The organism is Bradyrhizobium iriomotense (assembly GCF_018130765.1).
Classification (GTDB): Bacteria; Pseudomonadota; Alphaproteobacteria; order Rhizobiales; family Xanthobacteraceae; genus Bradyrhizobium; species Bradyrhizobium iriomotense_A.
On sequence record NZ_JAFCJZ010000012.1, the window covers coordinates 80816 to 96338 of the forward strand.

The 15523-nt window shown below is 65.9% G+C and carries 15 protein-coding genes; 7 read left to right on the top strand and 8 right to left on the bottom strand.

From position 1 onward, the window contains the following. The first annotated feature begins 58 nt into the window (after positions 1-58). Positions 59-832 carry a thioesterase family protein gene (locus tag JQ635_RS21040; RefSeq protein WP_211411700.1) on the top strand — a complete coding sequence of 258 codons (774 nt, stop codon included), beginning with the start codon at positions 59-61 and terminating at the stop codon, positions 830-832. A gap of 370 nt (positions 833-1202) precedes the next feature. On the opposite strand, the gene JQ635_RS21045 is transcribed toward JQ635_RS21040, so the two are convergent. Continuing rightward, positions 1203-2765 (bottom strand): AMP-binding protein, encoded by a 1563-nt coding sequence (locus JQ635_RS21045; protein ID WP_211411701.1) that lies wholly within the window; start codon positions 2763-2765, stop codon positions 1203-1205. 108 nt (positions 2766-2873) lie between these two features. On the opposite strand from JQ635_RS21045, the gene JQ635_RS21050 reads away from it, so the two are divergent. The 4 genes from JQ635_RS21050 (at position 2874) to JQ635_RS21065 (ending at position 5804) form a co-directional block, all read left to right on the top strand. Beyond that, on the top strand, positions 2874-3857 hold the full coding sequence (locus JQ635_RS21050; RefSeq protein ID WP_211411702.1) for an NAD(P)H-dependent flavin oxidoreductase: 984 nt from the start codon (positions 2874-2876) through the stop codon (positions 3855-3857). Between the two features lie 99 nt (positions 3858-3956). Further along, the gene (locus JQ635_RS21055) at positions 3957-4205 is read left to right on the top strand and encodes a hypothetical protein (protein WP_183246881.1); all 249 of its coding nucleotides are present in this window, start codon (positions 3957-3959) and stop codon (positions 4203-4205) included. Positions 4206-4338: 133 nt separating this feature from the next. Next, complete coding sequence (locus JQ635_RS21060) at positions 4339-5052, top strand: hypothetical protein (protein ID WP_211411703.1); 714 nt, start codon at positions 4339-4341, stop codon at positions 5050-5052. A gap of 86 nt (positions 5053-5138) precedes the next feature. Further along, positions 5139-5804: a hypothetical protein gene (locus JQ635_RS21065; protein ID WP_211411704.1), complete on the top strand. Its 666-nt coding sequence runs from the start codon at positions 5139-5141 to the stop codon at positions 5802-5804. A gap of 3 nt (positions 5805-5807) precedes the next feature. On the opposite strand, the gene JQ635_RS21070 is transcribed toward JQ635_RS21065, so the two are convergent. Beyond that, a complete protein-coding gene (locus tag JQ635_RS21070; RefSeq protein ID WP_211411705.1) occupies positions 5808-7388 on the bottom strand; it encodes a GMC family oxidoreductase in 1581 nt (526 codons plus the stop codon). Positions 7389-7616: 228 nt separating this feature from the next. Beyond that, entirely contained in the window at positions 7617-7841 is a 225-nt protein-coding gene (locus JQ635_RS21075; RefSeq protein WP_211411706.1) for a cysteine rich repeat-containing protein, read from the bottom strand. Between the two features lie 234 nt (positions 7842-8075). Between JQ635_RS21075 and JQ635_RS21080 the strand changes: the two genes are divergently transcribed. Continuing rightward, positions 8076-8366, top strand: a complete 291-nt coding sequence (locus JQ635_RS21080) for a hypothetical protein (protein ID WP_211411707.1) — start codon at positions 8076-8078, stop codon at positions 8364-8366. A 137-nt stretch (positions 8367-8503) separates the two neighbouring features. On the opposite strand, the gene JQ635_RS21085 is transcribed toward JQ635_RS21080, so the two are convergent. The 4 genes from JQ635_RS21085 to JQ635_RS21100 all read right to left on the bottom strand — a co-directional run bounded on the left by JQ635_RS21085 (position 8504) and on the right by JQ635_RS21100 (position 14431). After that, complete coding sequence (locus JQ635_RS21085; protein ID WP_211411708.1) at positions 8504-10426, bottom strand: sensor histidine kinase; 1923 nt, start codon at positions 10424-10426, stop codon at positions 8504-8506. After that, a complete protein-coding gene (locus JQ635_RS21090; RefSeq protein ID WP_211402892.1) occupies positions 10423-11106 on the bottom strand; it encodes a response regulator in 684 nt (227 codons plus the stop codon). Before JQ635_RS21090 ends, JQ635_RS21085 begins: the two co-directional genes overlap by 4 nt. A 114-nt stretch (positions 11107-11220) precedes the next feature. Next, the gene (locus JQ635_RS21095) at positions 11221-13947 is read right to left on the bottom strand and encodes a DUF2235 domain-containing protein (RefSeq protein ID WP_211411709.1); all 2727 of its coding nucleotides are present in this window, start codon (positions 13945-13947) and stop codon (positions 11221-11223) included. A gap of 250 nt (positions 13948-14197) precedes the next feature. After that, complete coding sequence (locus tag JQ635_RS21100) at positions 14198-14431, bottom strand: hypothetical protein (protein ID WP_211411710.1); 234 nt, start codon at positions 14429-14431, stop codon at positions 14198-14200. Positions 14432-14554: 123 nt separating this feature from the next. Between JQ635_RS21100 and JQ635_RS21105 the strand changes: the two genes are divergently transcribed. Then, positions 14555-15016, top strand: coding sequence for a DUF6314 family protein (locus tag JQ635_RS21105; protein WP_211411711.1), 462 nt, complete (start codon positions 14555-14557; stop codon positions 15014-15016). A 29-nt stretch (positions 15017-15045) separates the two neighbouring features. Here the strand turns inward: JQ635_RS21105 and JQ635_RS21110 are convergent, their stop codons facing one another. Next, positions 15046-15348 carry a hypothetical protein gene (locus JQ635_RS21110; protein WP_211411712.1) on the bottom strand — a complete coding sequence of 101 codons (303 nt, stop codon included), beginning with the start codon at positions 15346-15348 and terminating at the stop codon, positions 15046-15048. Positions 15349-15523 lie beyond the last annotated feature (175 nt).

Below are 15523 nucleotides of genomic sequence, written 5' to 3' on the forward strand. Positions count from 1 at the left end.
CCGCCTTCGCGGGGATGACACCGGTTGCTGCGCTCCGAATATGCCCCACGGAGAAAAGATGCCCCCCATCTACCGCGTCGACGGCAACAGCGTCGTCACCAGCCCGGACGCTGCCGGTCCCTGGGACCGGCGCATGCAGCACGGCTCGGCGCCGGCATCGCTGGTGACATGGGCGGCCGAGCGCATCCCGACGCCTGCCCCGATGGACATCGCGCGCGTCACCATCGATCTGATGCGGCCGGTGCCGGTGGCGCCGCTGACGATTGCGACCGAGGTGCTGCGCGAGGGCCGCAAGATCCAGCTCTGCGAGATCAAGCTGCTCGCCGACGGCGTGCAGGTGGTCGGGGCCACCGTGCTCAAGGTCAGGCGCCAGGCGCAGGCGTTGCCGGACGATGTCAGGGAGCTGCCGGTCACGCTGCCGTCTCCGGAGGACTCGTTGGTGGAGGACGGTGACGCCGCGACCAGCCCGTTCGTGCGATCGGTCTCGATGCGCGCCGCGCGCGGCCGCTTCGGTCAGGCCGGTGCCGGCGCGATCTGGTTTCGCGTCGACCATCCGCTGATCGAGGGCGAAGTTGTCTCGCAGGCCATGCGCGCCGTGGTCGCCGCCGACTTCTCCAACGGCACCGCCTCGACGCTGGACTTCCGCGCCTGGACCTACATCAACGCCGATCTCACCGTGAGCTTTGCGCGCCAGCCGGTCGGCGACTGGATCCTGCTCGACGGCGACTCCTGGATCGGCCCTGATGGCGCGGGCCTTGCGATGTCGCGGCTGGCGGACCGGCAGGGCTATTTCGGCCGGGCTGTGCAGAGTCTGGTCATCGAGAAGCGGTGAGCGTGATGGCTTTCGCCGTGTTCAGGCCGGGAGCCGATTGAATGGCAGCTTCCGCCGCCGCGGAAGGGATGCCCTGGTCGCGAACCTCTTCTTGTCCGGAGGCCTCTTGTTCGACGCCAGCGTCCTGCCAGTTCACAGACCGTAGAAGATTTTGATCTCCCACAGCACGACAACAATAGCCGTGATCAACGTGACCGCGGCAACTGCACTTTCCAAGGAAGCGACTCTCATTTGATACTCCGCTTCCCAGCCCCATCAGCGGTCTAGTTGATTCCCTGATTCGTCGGCAATCGCGCGGACATCGCCGGCGCGCACTCCGTGGCGCGCTGTGGTGCCGGAGCCACAACGACGCCGTAGAATTCCGGGGTATTTACCCCACCATCCGGTCCCGTCCGCTCCAGAAGCCTGCACGCAATACCTTCTTGTCGACCTTGCCGACGCCGGTCATCGGCAGCTGCTTGACGAACTGGATCTGCTTCGGCGCATGCGCCGAGCCTTTTCGCGTCTTCACGAGGTCGATCAGCTCGTTCGGATCAGGCTTTACGCCTTCTCGCGGCACGATGACAGCGGTAACGGCTTCGCCCCATTTTTCGTCGGGGATACCGACGACCGCGACCATGGCGACGTCGGCATGCTGCGACAGCACGTCCTCGACCTCGCGCGGGAAGATGTTGAAGCCGCCGGAGACGATCATGTCCTTCTTGCGGTCGAGGATGAACATGTAGCCGCGCTCGTCCTTGCGCGCGATGTCGCCGGTGTGGACCCAGCCGTTCTTCAGCGTCTCGGCGGTGACATCTGGCCGCTTCCAGTACTCCGCCATCGCATGCGGGGCACGCACGCAGATCTCGCCGGCTTCGCCCGTCGCCACCTCCTGGTCGTTGTCGTCGAGGAGCTTGACCTCGCAGGCTGCGATCGGAAAGCCGCAGGACAGGAACAGCTCCGGCGTTCTGGGATCGTGATCCGCCTTGCGCAGCACCGAGATCGGATAGCATTCGGTCTGCCCGTAGAGCTGCGAGAACACCGGCCCGATGCGTTCGATGCCTTCGACCAGCCGGCTTGGCGACATCGCGGACGCGCCGTAGAGCACGAGCTCGAGTGAGGACAGGTCGGTCCTGCCGAGCGCCGGATGGTCGAGCAGCACATAGATCATCGTCGGAACAAACAGCGTGAAGTTGATGCGCTCGCGCGCGATCGTCGCCAGCACGGCCTCGGGATCGAAGCCCTTCAGCATGTGCACCGTGCCGCCGCGCATCAGGGTCGGCAGCACTTTCGTGCCGGCGACATGGCTGATCGGCGCGACCGCGAGATAGCGCGCACCTTCCGGGATCTCGAAGTCGGCGAGGATCGCGGCCGCGGCGCCTGCATTTTCGCGGTGATAGCGCAGCGCACCTTTGGACTTACCGGTCGTGCCGCCGGTGTAGTTCAGTGTGGAGAGATCGTCAGGGCGGGCGAGGCATTGTGCGCTGGTGTGGCCTTCGATCTCGATTGCCTGCAACAGGTCGACGCCATAGTCGGCCGGTCCCATGGTGAAGACTGCCTTGAGCTGGCCGGCGCTCGCCGCGAGCTCGCCGCCGCGATCGCGGAAGGCGGCCGCATCGACCACCAGCACCTCGGCTTCGGAATCCTCGAGCTGGAACAGCTGGTCTCCTCGCGATCCCAAGGGATGCAGCCAGGTGATGCAGAGCCGCGACAATTGCGCGGCGACACCGGCGCACCAGGTGTCGGCGCGGTTTGCTGTGAGGAAGGCGACGCGCGCGCCGGGCTGCAATCCAAGCCGCATGAACACACCCTGGATGCGTCCGATCAGGTCGATCGTCCCACGGTAGCTCAGCGATCCGCCGGGCCAGGCGAAAGCGGTGCGGCCGGGATAGCGCGACAGTGCCCGTAGCGTCTGCGCGCAAGTCGGGGACGATGCGTGGAGCGGATCGGACATATGTTTCCTCGTTGCTTTGTCATCGGCGTCTAGCGTGCCATTGTTTGCGGTAACGCTAGCACAGGGAATGCGGGAGGAAACGACAAAGCCCGCGCGAGGGAGGCATGCGTGACATCAGAGCGACTGCAACGTTTCGGCGATCGTCTTGCCCTTCCGCTGATCGCCGCGCCGATGTTTCTGGTGTCGGGCGTCGAGCTCATGGTCGCGGCCTGCCGAAGCGGCGTGATCGGCAGCTTCCCGACTGCGAATTGCCGCAGCACGGAGCAACTCGATGAATGGCTGAGCGAGATCGAAACGCGGCTGCGGCAGCACGAAGATCAGACCGGCCGCAAGGCCGCGCCGCTCTGCCCGAACCTGATCGTGCACCGCTCCAACGTTCGATTGGAGCAGGATCTCGCGGTGCTGTTGCGGCACAGGCCGGAGATCGTCATCACCTCGGTCGGCTCGCCGGCGCCAGTCTTGAAGCCGCTGCACGACGCCGGCGCGCTGGTGTTCGCGGACGTCGCCTCGATCCGCCATGCCGAACGCGCGGCGGAAGCGGGGGCAGATGGGCTCGTGCTGCTCACTGCGGGCGCGGGCGGACAGACCGGCTGGCTCAATCCGTTCGCCTTCGTCCGCGCGGTGCGCGCATTCTATGACGGCATCATCGTGCTCGCGGGCGGCATCAGCGACGGGCGTGCGCTGCATGCGGCCGAGGTGCTCGGCTGCGATCTCGGCTATATGGGCACGAAGTTCATCGCCACACGCGAGAGTATGGCGGATGATCGTCACAAGCGAATGCTGGTCGAGAGCAGCGCCGACGACATCCTGCTCACCACCGCGTTCACGGGCCTGCAGACCAGCATGCTGAAGCCGTCGATCGTCGCTGCGGGTCTCGATCCCGACGACCTGCCGGCGCGCGGCGCGATCGACATCGCAGAGGATATCGACGTCACCGCGCGCGAGAACCGGCCCAAGCGCTGGCGCGATATCTGGAGCGGCGGGCACTCGACGTCGGGCGTCACCGACGTGCCGGCGGTCGATGATCTCGTCGCGCGGACGATCGCGGAATACCGCGAGGCAGGTGGGCGCGATAGCATCGGTCACAGTTAATCCCGCATACCTCAAACCCCCCTCATTTAACGGCGGATTAACCAAGCCTCGCCAAGAATCCCTCTCACGGCCGCCAATCAGGACCGAGAGGGACAGGCGATGGACTACGAGTTTCTCAACACCAAGACGGCGGCATCGCTGGACGAGATCCGCGTCCGGGTCGCCCATGCGCTGGCCCGCCACCCGCTATGCCGCAATGTGCGCTTCGACATCGTCAGCGTCCCCCGCACCCGCCGGGGCGGCAACTGGACGGTGACGCTGCAATCGGTCGAGCCGCGCGCAGTGTGGGAGGCCTCCGAGATCGTCGCCGACATCCAGGACGCCTACGATCTAGCGGCAGCTGCTTGATTTCACTGAGTTTTTCGGCGTTGTCGCCGCAGTCCGCGCGATTGCCGCCGCGATGGCACGGTTAAGCCTCAATTATCGCCCAGTTTCCGGGCAGTGATCACGTGGACTTGAAGTTGTGGGCGCGGAGAGACGTTTGTCCAAAGCCATCACCATCGTTGTGCTGACCTGTTTCCTCGTCCTCGGCGCCGCCACCACCGCCATCCTCGGCCGTGACAGCGTGCCCAGCGTCAGCGCCGAGATGATCACCGAAGCCCCGCCAGCGAAGCCGCTTGCCACCAATCGCGCCGCCAAGGCCGATCGCCTGGTTCCGACGCTCGCTCTGGCCTCAGCCGCGATCGAGCCTGTCCAGGTGCCTGCCGACAGGCTCGCGCAGGCGCCGGTTCTCACCGAACCGCTGCGCCAGGCCTTTGCCGCTGCGACGCCGTCCGATTTCCCGATGCCGAAAGCAAATGCGCATGAGGCGCCCGCCGCGGCCGAGGTTCCTGCCGTCGACGTCCCGGCCAAGCCGAAGGTCGTCGCCAAGCCGCAGCCGCAGAAATCCTATTCGCTGCTCTCCGACGTTCAGATTTCGGGCATCAAGGATCGCCTGAAGCTGTCATCGTCGCAGGAATATTACTGGCCGTCCGTCGAGACCGCGCTGCGCAACGTCGCGCGCAGGATCCAGGCGAACAAGCTGTCGAATCCGAATGCGCCGCCCAGCGCGCAGATCGATCCGAATTGCGACGAGGTGCAGCAGTTGAAATCGGCCGCGATGCCGCTGCTGTTCCAGTTGCGCGACGACCAGAAGGAAGAAGTGCGCAAGCTCGCCCGTCTCATCGGGCTCGAGAAGGTCGCGCAACAGATCTGACGCGGTTTCCCTTTTCGGAACCCGCCGGCATCAGGAACATCTGGTAATCCCCACGCGTTGCCCGCCCCAAAAGAGGGAGTGGATCAATGCGCGCCTCGACAGCCTATTTCGTCGGTGCCGGAACGATCATCGTGGCCATTGGCATTGGTCTCGGCGGCGGCATCGTTGCCGGCAACATCATGAATCCGATCGCACCCAAGCAGGGTGCGGACACCAGCAAGATGGCGCAGCGCACTGAGGCCGCGTCGGCCCAGGCCAATGCGTCGTCCGAGCGCGTGAACTATCTCACCGGCTCGCAAGCCTTTGGTGCGATGATCGCTGCGCCGGCCCAGGCCGAGGCAAAGCCTGAAGCCGCAAAGCCCGACGCGCAGACCACTCAGGCGAACGCTGGACCGCCGGCGCCTCAGCCTTCGCAAGCGGCCGCAGTTGAGCCGCCCAAACCCGCACCGGCTTCGCGCGCCGCAAAACCCGTAGAGCAGCAGGCTTCGACAGAGCCGTCCTCCTCACCCGACAACGCCTATGCCAAGGCCAGGGATTCCGACGTGAAGCGCGCTGCGTCCGAACGGCGCCGGATGGATCGCCGCGAGCGTTGGGCGGAACGGCACCGCTACGACCCCCGCGATCCGCGCGGCCGCACCGATTGGGACGACGTGGCACGCAGCATCCGCGAAGATTCCGATGCGCGCGACTATGCGGGCCGGCCGCGTGGCGGTTTTCCGCAGATCAGGCTGTTCGGGTCTGACGACGATTAGCGCCTAGCCCAGGATCGCCGCGGCCGCGCATTCGGCAATCAGGACCGTCGGCGTCTGGATATTGCCCGAGATCATGATCGGGATGACCGAGGCATCGGCGACATGCAGGCCGTCGATGCCGCGCACCTGCAACCGCTGCGGATCGACGACCGCCAGATCGTCCGTGCCCATGCGGCAGGTCGAGGCGGCATGATAGAGTGTCGTGCAATGGCCGCGGATGTAGTCGGCGATCTCGGTGTCGCTGACCGCTTCCGCGCTGGGCGTGATCTCCCCCTCGATCATCTCCTTCAGCGGCGATTGCGCGGCGATACGGCGGTTGATGCGCACGCCTTCGATCATGGTCGCGATGTCGTTGCCGCTCGCGTCCGATGCGAAATAGCCGGGGTCGATCGCGGGATGTTCGATCGGATCGGCCGAGCGCAGCGTGATCCGGCCGCGGCTGTTCGGCCGCTGCAACGTCGTATGCAGGGTGATGCCTGACTTCGACGACAGGAAGCGGACATAGTCGCGGTGCGGGCTGATCGCGCCGTAGAGCTGCAGGTCGGGCTCGACGTCGGGGCGGCTCTTCACATGCGCGCCGGCGGCGACCCAGGGCGAGGTGCGCGGGCCGCTGCGGCTGGTTTCCCATTCGGCAAGGCTCGCGGCCAGGCTCTCCTCCGTCCAGGCGCCGACGCCGATCTTCTCCTTGGTGTAGAAGGTGATGGGAATGTTGATGTGATCCTGGAGATCCCTGCCGACGCCGGGAAGATCGTGCACGACCTCGACGCCGGCCGTCTTCAATTCGTCGGCCGGGCCCACGCCTGACAGCAGCAGCTGTTGCGCCGAGCCGATGGCGCCGGAGGCGAGCACCACCTCGGTGGTGGCGAAGGCAATTTTCGACTGTCCGTTCTCGAGATATTCGACGCCGATCGCGCGGGAGCGCTCGATGATGATGCGGGTGACAAGCGCGCCGGTCTTCAGCGCGAGATTGGCCCGCGCCAGCGCCGGGCGCAAATAGGCCTTGCCGGTGCCGAAACGCTCGCCGTCCTTGATGACGAACTGGAAGAAGCCCGCGCCTTCCAGGGTGGCGCCGTTGAAGTCCGGATTGTGCGGCAGGCCCGCGGCCTGCGCGGCCTCCAGCCATTTCAGCTCGTTCGGGTCGACATGGGGAACGTCCGCCACGTGCAGCGGTCCGCGCGTGCCGTGGAAGGGATTGTCGGTGAAGCGCGCATTGCTCTCGAAGGCGATGAACTTCGGCAGCACGTCGCGCCAGGCCCAGCCTGCGCAGCCCGCGCGCGCCCAGCCGTCATAGTCGGACGGCAGGCCACGGATATAGATCATCGCATTCATCGCGCCGGAGCCGCCGACCATCTTTCCGCGCGGCCAGAAGATGCGCCGTCCGCGGCAACCCGCCTGCGGTTCGGTGTAATAGCCCCAGTCGACCGCCGTGTTGAACATCGTCGGCCAGTCCGAGGGAATGTCGGACGCGAGCGGCGCTGTGCGGCCGGCTTCCAGCACCAGAACCTTGCGGTGCGGATCGGCCGACAGCCGATTGGCCAAGACGCAGCCGGCCGAACCGGCACCCACGATGATGGTGTCGTACATTGAAGAGCACTCCGCGCAGAAACGTCCGCTGCGGAGTGCTTGCAAGATTTGTGCTTCAAGAAGCACGACGTGTTCCTACCCTCTCCCCTTGTGGGAGAGGGTGGCTCGCCGCAATAGCGGCGAGACGGGTGAGGGGTCTTTATCCTCACGGACAGTCTTGCAAGTGGTGAGAACCCCTCATCCGGCGCTTCGCGCCACCTTCTCCCACAAGGGGAGAAGGAAGAAAGTCTAGCCCCCGTGCGACTCCACGACCTTGCGGCAACCGTCGGAGAGCTTCGACTTGTTCTCGCGCAGGCAGGCGTTCATCTGCGGCGGCTTGCCGATGTGCTCGGCGCAGAACTTGCTGGCATCGCTGCGGCAGGCCATCTGCTCCTGTGGCGTCGGGCCGGATTGCGCTGCGACGGGCAGGGCGGTGGCGGCAAGCAGCAGCGCGGCAAGAGCTGAAATCTTCATAAAGCACCTCTTTGGGATTGTCGGTGGTCCCGTTCGGGATCAAGCGGCCGGACGATGTCGCGAAGGGCAGGTGCCGGTCCATGCCATGTTCATGGCATCGGCTCGCCGCCCCGGCCGCCGCACCCCCATCTTCATGGCATGTATCCGCGCGCCGTCTTTTGCCATTCAGGCTGCACGTCGGCTGCGAGACCCGGTGAATTGCATCGGGCGCCGAACGGGAAGCAGGAGAGCAAGATGTCGAAGAAAGCGGGAGCGCTGAGCGCCGGGCTGACGGTCATGGTGCTGGCGGGTGCGGCGATGGTGTCGCTGGGCACGAGCCCGGCGCAGGCCGTGGTCTATTGCAAGACCGTCGGCGTGCCCAAGGGCTGCGTGGTGCGGCCGACGGCGGCGGTGGTGGTTGCACCGGGAGCCCCGGTCGCGGCGGCTGCGGTGGCGACACCCGGCGTCGGTGCGCCCGGCGTTGGCGTTCGTGCCGGCACGCCGATGAATCGCGGCGGTCCGGTCAATCGTGTCGGCGTGCGCTGACGATCTCGTTCGATTGAGTTGATTGCATCGTTTCGGGCAACGGAGCCCCAGCGGACGAACCCCCCGTCCTCCGCAGGCAAAACACTCCGGCCCGTTCCCTCTCTCCGCGCGTCCCACACGTTCGGGGAGGGGGCTTTTCAGCCGCCGGCAGCGTCGCTGTCGGGAAAGACCTGCGGCAATTGCAGCCGCACCCGCGTGCCCGAGGCATTCGAGCCCAGATCGAGCACCGCGCCGCAGCGCGCGGCGCGGCTTCTCATATTGCGCAAGCCCCGGGCGGTCTGGCTCGCGCCGGCGGTCTCGCCATTGCCCGAGAGCGCAAAGCCGCGGCCGTTGTCGGTCACGCTGATCACGCCATAGGGCCCCTGGCCTCCGTCGAGCGTCTCGATGGTCACCTCGATGTTGCGGGCCTGCGCATGCTTGACGGCATTGGTCACGGCCTCGTCGAGGATGCGCACGATCTGGATCACGTGCCATGGCCGCAGCTCGGGATGCAGCGGCAGGCCCTGCGGCGTCGCCACGCGCCAGTCGAGCGCGATGTCGTGCGGCCGCAACTGTGCCGTCGCGCGCTCGCGCCAGGAGCCGAGCGCGAGCATGAGGTCGCCGCCGATGTCGTCCATGGAGTCGATGACGAGGCGCAGATCCTTCAGTGCCGCGCGGGCGGCGTCGGTGATGGTCGCGCCCTCATGGCCGCGCTCGGAGAGCGCGACGATGCTGACGAGCTGGCCGCCGAGGCCGTCATGGAGGTCGCGCATCAGCCTTGTGCGCTCATTGGCGAGCGCGGCCGCGCGGGCGCGCTCCTCCTCGCGGGCAAAGCTCGCCTTCAGCCGCTCCTCGGCCTCGCGCACGCGCGTAACGAGCTGCCCGGCAAAGCTGTCGACCTGGTTCAGCGCGCGGGCGAAGCGCCAGGTCAGCCCGGCGCCGATCGCGACCAGCATCGCCGAATAGGACAGCCGCGAGACGAAGATGCGTTCGTTGGTCACGATCTCGAACACCGACAGCATGTCGTGGACCCAGCAGGTCAGCACGATGGTCACCGCGCAGCCGATCGTGAAGCTCGCCGCGTCCTGCCGCCGCACCACCGCGGTCGCGGTGACGCAGGCCATCAGGAACAGGCAGATCCCGACCATGGGAACGCCGAGCGTGAGAAACAGGACGCGCGGCAGCGGCGGGCCGGCGATCAGCCCGACCACGAAGATGACGAGCCCCGGGGCGAACAGCAGCGTGCCGTAACGCGGCCAGCGCCAGCCGAAGAACAGCACGCCGAACATGACGATCAGCGCGCTCTCGGTCGGCGCCGAGGCCAGCAGGACCGCGGCAAGCCGCGACGTGGTGACCGGCGGCACCGGCGCTGGCACGAAGGCCTGCATGACACCGAGCACCATCGCCACCGCCAGCACGCCGTAAACCGGCTCGTGCCGCCGCATCAGCCACATGATCGCGAGGATGACGGCGAGGATCGACTGCCACGCGGAAAACACCACCTGCAGCGTCACGAACAGCAGAGTGCGCGTTTCAAAGGCCGGCCGCAGGGCCGTGTCGGGTCCGACATAGACGGTGTCGAGAAAACCCCTCAGCGGTCCCCATACGAACAGCCGCACCGTGATTTCGTTGCTGCCGTCGCGCAGCAAGGAAGCCGGAATGAGTGCGATCTGCGGCGTGTTGCGGTCGGGCCGGTTGGCGTTGGCATCGCGGCGGGAGTCGAGCACGACGACGCCGTTGACGGCGACCTCCACGGCGTTGCTGAAGCGCGGCAGGAACACCGACCACCCCGACGCGGCTTGGTCGCGCCGGAACGTGAAGGCACCGGTATAGAGCGGCGGATCGGCCAGCGAATAGCGCGACGAGGTGAAATGCGGCAAGGTTACCGGGCGCGTTATGCCGTCCTCGCGCAGGGAAAATCCGCTGACCGCAAAATCGTCGGGGTCGCTGGGCTGGAGCAGCCGCAGCCCGAGGATGGTCGCGATCACGATCAGCGCCTGGAGCAGCAGATAGGGCATGAGGCGCGACACGATCAGCCGGCGCCGCGGGCGTGTCGGTGCCTTCGCCGCAATCTCGCTCACAGCTTGATCAGGCCCTGCTGCACCGCCTCGAACACCGCTTCGCTGCGCGTGTGCACCTCGAGCTTGCGATAGATGTTCTTGATGTGCCCGGGCACGGTCTGCCTGGACAGGCCGAGATGGCTCGCGATCTCGGCGTAGCTGAAACCTTTCGCGATGCCCCAGAGGATGTCGATCTCGCGCGGCGTCAGCTTTGCGGTGTTGAGCACGGGGCCCGGCGACGGCTCGGCCGAGCTCTGCGCGGCACCTTGCGTCCGGCGCACGATGAAACGGGCGATCGAGGCCGAGATCGGGGAATGGCCGGCGACCAGATCGCGCACGGTGGTGGCGATATCGGTCGGGAACGCGTCCTTGAGCAGGTAGCCGGTGGCGCCGACCGTGATCGCAGAGATCACGCTCTCCTCGTCGCCGAGCGCCGAGATCACCATGATCTCGGTGTCGGGAAAGCGCTGCCGGATCTCGCGGATCAGCTCGACACCATGGCCGTCGGGAAGCCTGAGATCGGTGAGCAGCACGCGCGGTGCCGCTTCGGCCAGCGCGGAGCGGGCCTCCGCCAGCGTGCCGGCGCTGCGCACCTCGTAGCCGGCCTTGACCAGCGCGTCCTGGAGCCGCCAGCAGGTCGGCGCGTCGTCCTCGACGAGGAGGATGGTGATGGCTTCACCCGTCTCGCCCTGTTCGCTCATGTTCATGGTCCCGCACCACGTGTCCCCCGCGGCGCGAGGCAAGTCTAGCCGCAGCGTGGAGGGCGCGACACCCATAATCATGGGGGCGCGATGAAACGGCGCCCGGGTGGACGCCTACTGCTTCGCCAGAGCCGGTTTATCGGTTGGTGCGGACGGGCCCGGCAGCCGCTGCACGACGATGCGCGCGGTACCGGCATTGTTCCTGTAGAATTGATCGTATGGCCCCTGGATTGCGTCGAGCTTCGCCGGGCGCAATCCTACCGGCAGCAGGGTCGGATAAATCTGGACGGCGTCGTTGACGTAGAAGAACAGATCGCCGGCGTCGGGCGCAACGAATTCGGCGACCAGCCGGGCCGACAGATTTTGACCGTCCCAGATCGTGCGCGCCGCGGGGTCCTTCGGCACCGGCTCGAAATCCCCGAGCTTGACCACCGCGAGCTTGAGCGGATTGTCGTTCGGAAGCGCCTTGTATTCTGTCGTGTCGTCGAGCCGGATGGGATACCGGCCCTTGCTCTTGTCGGCATCGTCCTCAGCCGGAACGGTCGGATGCATGCGTCTTGGCAATTCGTCGGCCGGCATGACGTTGACGGCCTGAAGCGGGATGTCGCTCATGCCTTTCGCGCCGACGCGAACGACAGGCTGGAACCAGTCGGCGCCGAACAGGCGGAGGGTCGGCAAGGCGAGGTAATGACGCCCGAAATGGGTCTTGAAGCCGTTCGTCCCGCTCATGATGGTGCGGTCGAACCAGGGATCCTCGATCTGGACCCAGACGCGATATTTGCGCCCCTTCTCGACCGCAAGGCCGCTCCACCAGCAGAAGTCCTTCGTCGCAAACAGGCCGCGCGCATCGGTCGGCTCGTCGGATACCGGCGTTGCGGAGTTCTGCCCGGACGTCTCGCAAATATTTCCAGTCGCGGTACGGGCCGTGAAGACGCTGGTCGATCCGATGAGCAGGGCCGAGTAAAAGATGATGAACAGGAAAATCGCGGGCAGCACGAGCCTGGCGAAGAGCCAGCGGGCCGGCCCGGCATTGAGCCGCATCCATCGGGCAAAGCCCAGCAGCAGGCCGGGATCGTCGGCATGCTGCCGGCTTGCGATACGGCGTGGCTCGCTCCAGGCCAGCCGCGCACGCTCCTGGATGGTGTCGCGCAGCACCGTGTTCCTGCGCCAGATCAGATAGGTGAGGATCAGGACGAGCGAGGTGGCGAACGGGTAGTACAGCGCGATGTCCAGCCACGGTGCGGCATAGGACGGCAGCACGTTCCTGACCAGATTGGCGAGCGGACCAAGGACGCCGCCGACGAGCCAATCGATGGTGGCGGCGATGCGCAGAAAGAGGGTGCCTTGCAGGCCATTGTCCTTCGACACCCCGATCAGGCTGCGCGCCACCCACGGCCAGACGGCGATCACGCCGACCATGAACAGCAGCGAGAAATAGGCGACGCGCCGCCACCACACGGTGTCGCGCGTGAGCCGCGCCATTTCAGGGCTGGGCACGTTCATCAGCGTGAAGGCTCTGGCCTCCGTCTCGCGCCGCGGGCCCTGGGCCTTCGCGAGATAGGCCTGCTTCATGTCGTCGCGCGTGGCGTCCGCCATCAGGTTCAACTTGCGGCCATCCGGCATCAGCACCAGTGAGTCCGCCGGAAGCATGATCGGCGCATAAGCGTCGCAGCCGAACAGCATGCGTTCAACCACGGCGAAGTGCACGACCGGCAGTCCGCCATTGACCTCGCCGGCGAGGACCGGGCGCGGCCCATAACGGTAGAGGACGGCGGCGCCGCTGCGCGAATCGTGCTTCGGTCCGATCGCCGATTGATATTCCTTGAAGTGCTCGATCTCACCGTCCTGGAACCGGAGCCTGCCGCTGAGCCTATCGGCCATCCAGACCAGCGGCACGAAGGACAGCGTGGATTCCGGATAGCCGCCGCCGACGTCGGAATGGACGCCGGCGAACCACACCTCCTCGACTGTCTGGCCGGCCGCCAGATGGCTCTGGTCGATCCGCAGCGGATGGAAGGTGGTGCGCTCGTCGTCTAGCGCCAGCGCATGACAGATGTGCTTCACCTTGCGCGAGGGCCGATGATTGCGGAACGAGATCGGCCAGATCGCCCAGTCGATCGCGACGCGCAGCTCCTCGATTGGGACGCCGAAGGCCTCGACCGTGTCGAACAGTCCGAGGAATTCGATGTCGATCTCCTTGCGGCCGTTCATCGCCGCGCGGACGTCGGCATAGGAGCGGTGCCCGCAGAGCGAATGATAGAGATAGAGCAGGAGATCGCGGATCAGGCGGGCGATCCAGATCGTCGGCAGGCTCTTTTTCAACGGCACGGTGTCGCGACGGTATTCCCGCCACGCGGCCATCGCGTTGCGCTCCATTTCCTCATGCGATACGGGGGTGCCGTCGATCTCCGCAGGCACAAGGCCCTGGCTCGCGATCATGGACGCCAGCGTGCGCGCAGTGAAGGCGCCGCGGCTGAAGCCGAAGATGTAGATCTCGTCGCCCTCGCGCCAATTCCAGCACAGGAAGCGGTAGAGCTTGCGGACGTTGGAGGGCACGCCGAAGCCGGTGGCGCCGTCGAGGGCTGCGAGCGGCGCCCAGCCGGCGGTGCCGACGCCCTTGATGTAGTGGGAGATCTGGTCCGGCTGGGTGTGGTCGAGCGCCTCGTAGAGACGCCAGACGCTGGATTCCTGGGTCGTGAACGCATTGCCCGTGCCGTCGGCGAACAGCACCAGCTTGCGTTTTGCCGGGGCGGCGTCGGCCGTCCCGCCGGCATTCATATCGCGGTGTGGGTGTTCCGGTCCGGCAGTATTAATGTTCGGCGCGCCATCATGGTGTGACATGGGGCTTCTCCGGCAATTTCGCGGGAAAGCGCTTCAGGCCGAGTCGGGCTGCATTCCCCGGACTCGATCAATAATTGCATCATGAAATAAGATGTATTCTGTACACAATCCCGCTGAGGTAGCAAGCGGGAACACGCCGCCTCGCCGCGGCCGGAGCCACGGAATGTTGGTCGTGAATAAATCTGTCTTGCTGATGGGCGGACAGTTGTTCGGTTTCATCGAATAGGGAAGCGGTGGGGTGACGGCTGCCCTACAGGACGTCAACCCGCGGCGGCGGATACCGCCGCGCCAGCGCCGACAGCGGCAGGTGCCGTTCGCCTTCCGGCAGCTCCAAATACGCCAGCACCAGCGGCCGCTTCCAGTCGCCGATGCCGAAATCCATCGCCATCCATTTCTGTGGCTCGGGGCCTTCAAGGCCCCGGACCCAGACGAAATAGCGAGGGAGGTCGTCGGCGTCCGCTTCCGTCGTGCGTCGTCTCGCCATCAAAGCTGCTCGCTGCATCACCATCCGTTGCGGTAGGATATAGGTATCGGCTCGCTGAAGTCGAACTCCCGGCTGCGGCTCCTGCAAGCCTGGACCGGTTGGTTAACGCGCGGGCCTGAAGATATGAACGAAGCTACGATCGATCGCTGGGGTGAAGCCTCGAAAGTCACGAAAAAGCTGGTCGGCTCGTGGTCCTTCAACCGGGTCATCGAAGGCCAGGCCACGATGCAGGGTATCGCGACTTTCACGCCACTCGACAGGGAGCGCTTGGCCTATCGCGAGCAGGGACATCTGAAGCTCGCGAACGGCACCATTGTGCAGGCCGAACGCGAATACGTCTTCAGCAACAGCGACGGAGGATTCAAGGTCTTCTTCAGGGAAGATCCACCGCGGCTGTTTCACGAGATCTCACTGTCCGTATCTTCCGGAGGAGAGCTGATCGGACATGCGCGCCATCTCTGCAGGCGCGACGAGTATCGGTCGGCCTACATGTTCCTGCCGGACGGAACGTTCGTCGTCCGTCATGTGGTGTCGGGTCCAAGCAAGGACTACACGATGAGCACGACCTACACGCCTCTCCCGTGATCAAGCCGGCGCGATGGCGGGGTCGCCTTTCACTGCCAGAGCTGGCTTTCCGCCACGCGGTTGATGTCGGCGAGCCGGCGGTCGGCATCGGCATTCAGATCGATGCTCGCGACCAGCGCCAGCAGGCGGCGATAGGCGCTGTCGGCGACCTCGACCGGCAGCGGGGCCTCGTCATAGGCCTCGACGTAGCTGCCGACGAGGCTGCTCAACAGGCGGCACAGGCCGCGCTGGGCGGGATCGTCCCGGCCGAGCGTCTCGAGCTTTTGCTGGAATGTCCGGAAGGTGCGCAGGCCGTGATGCTGTTCAGAAAGCCACGCGTGCAGGTCGTTCATATGAGCTCCTTCGAATTACGGAAGAAGCTACTGGTTTATACAGTGGGGATGGGAGGATGGCTAGTGGAGGGGAGCGTTTCGCCGCGGCAGTCCGTCTTCGCCAAGAGGCTTCGCCGGACACGCTTCACTCTTCGGTCTTGCGTGGCCGTGCCACGCGAAGCCCGAAGGGCGAAGC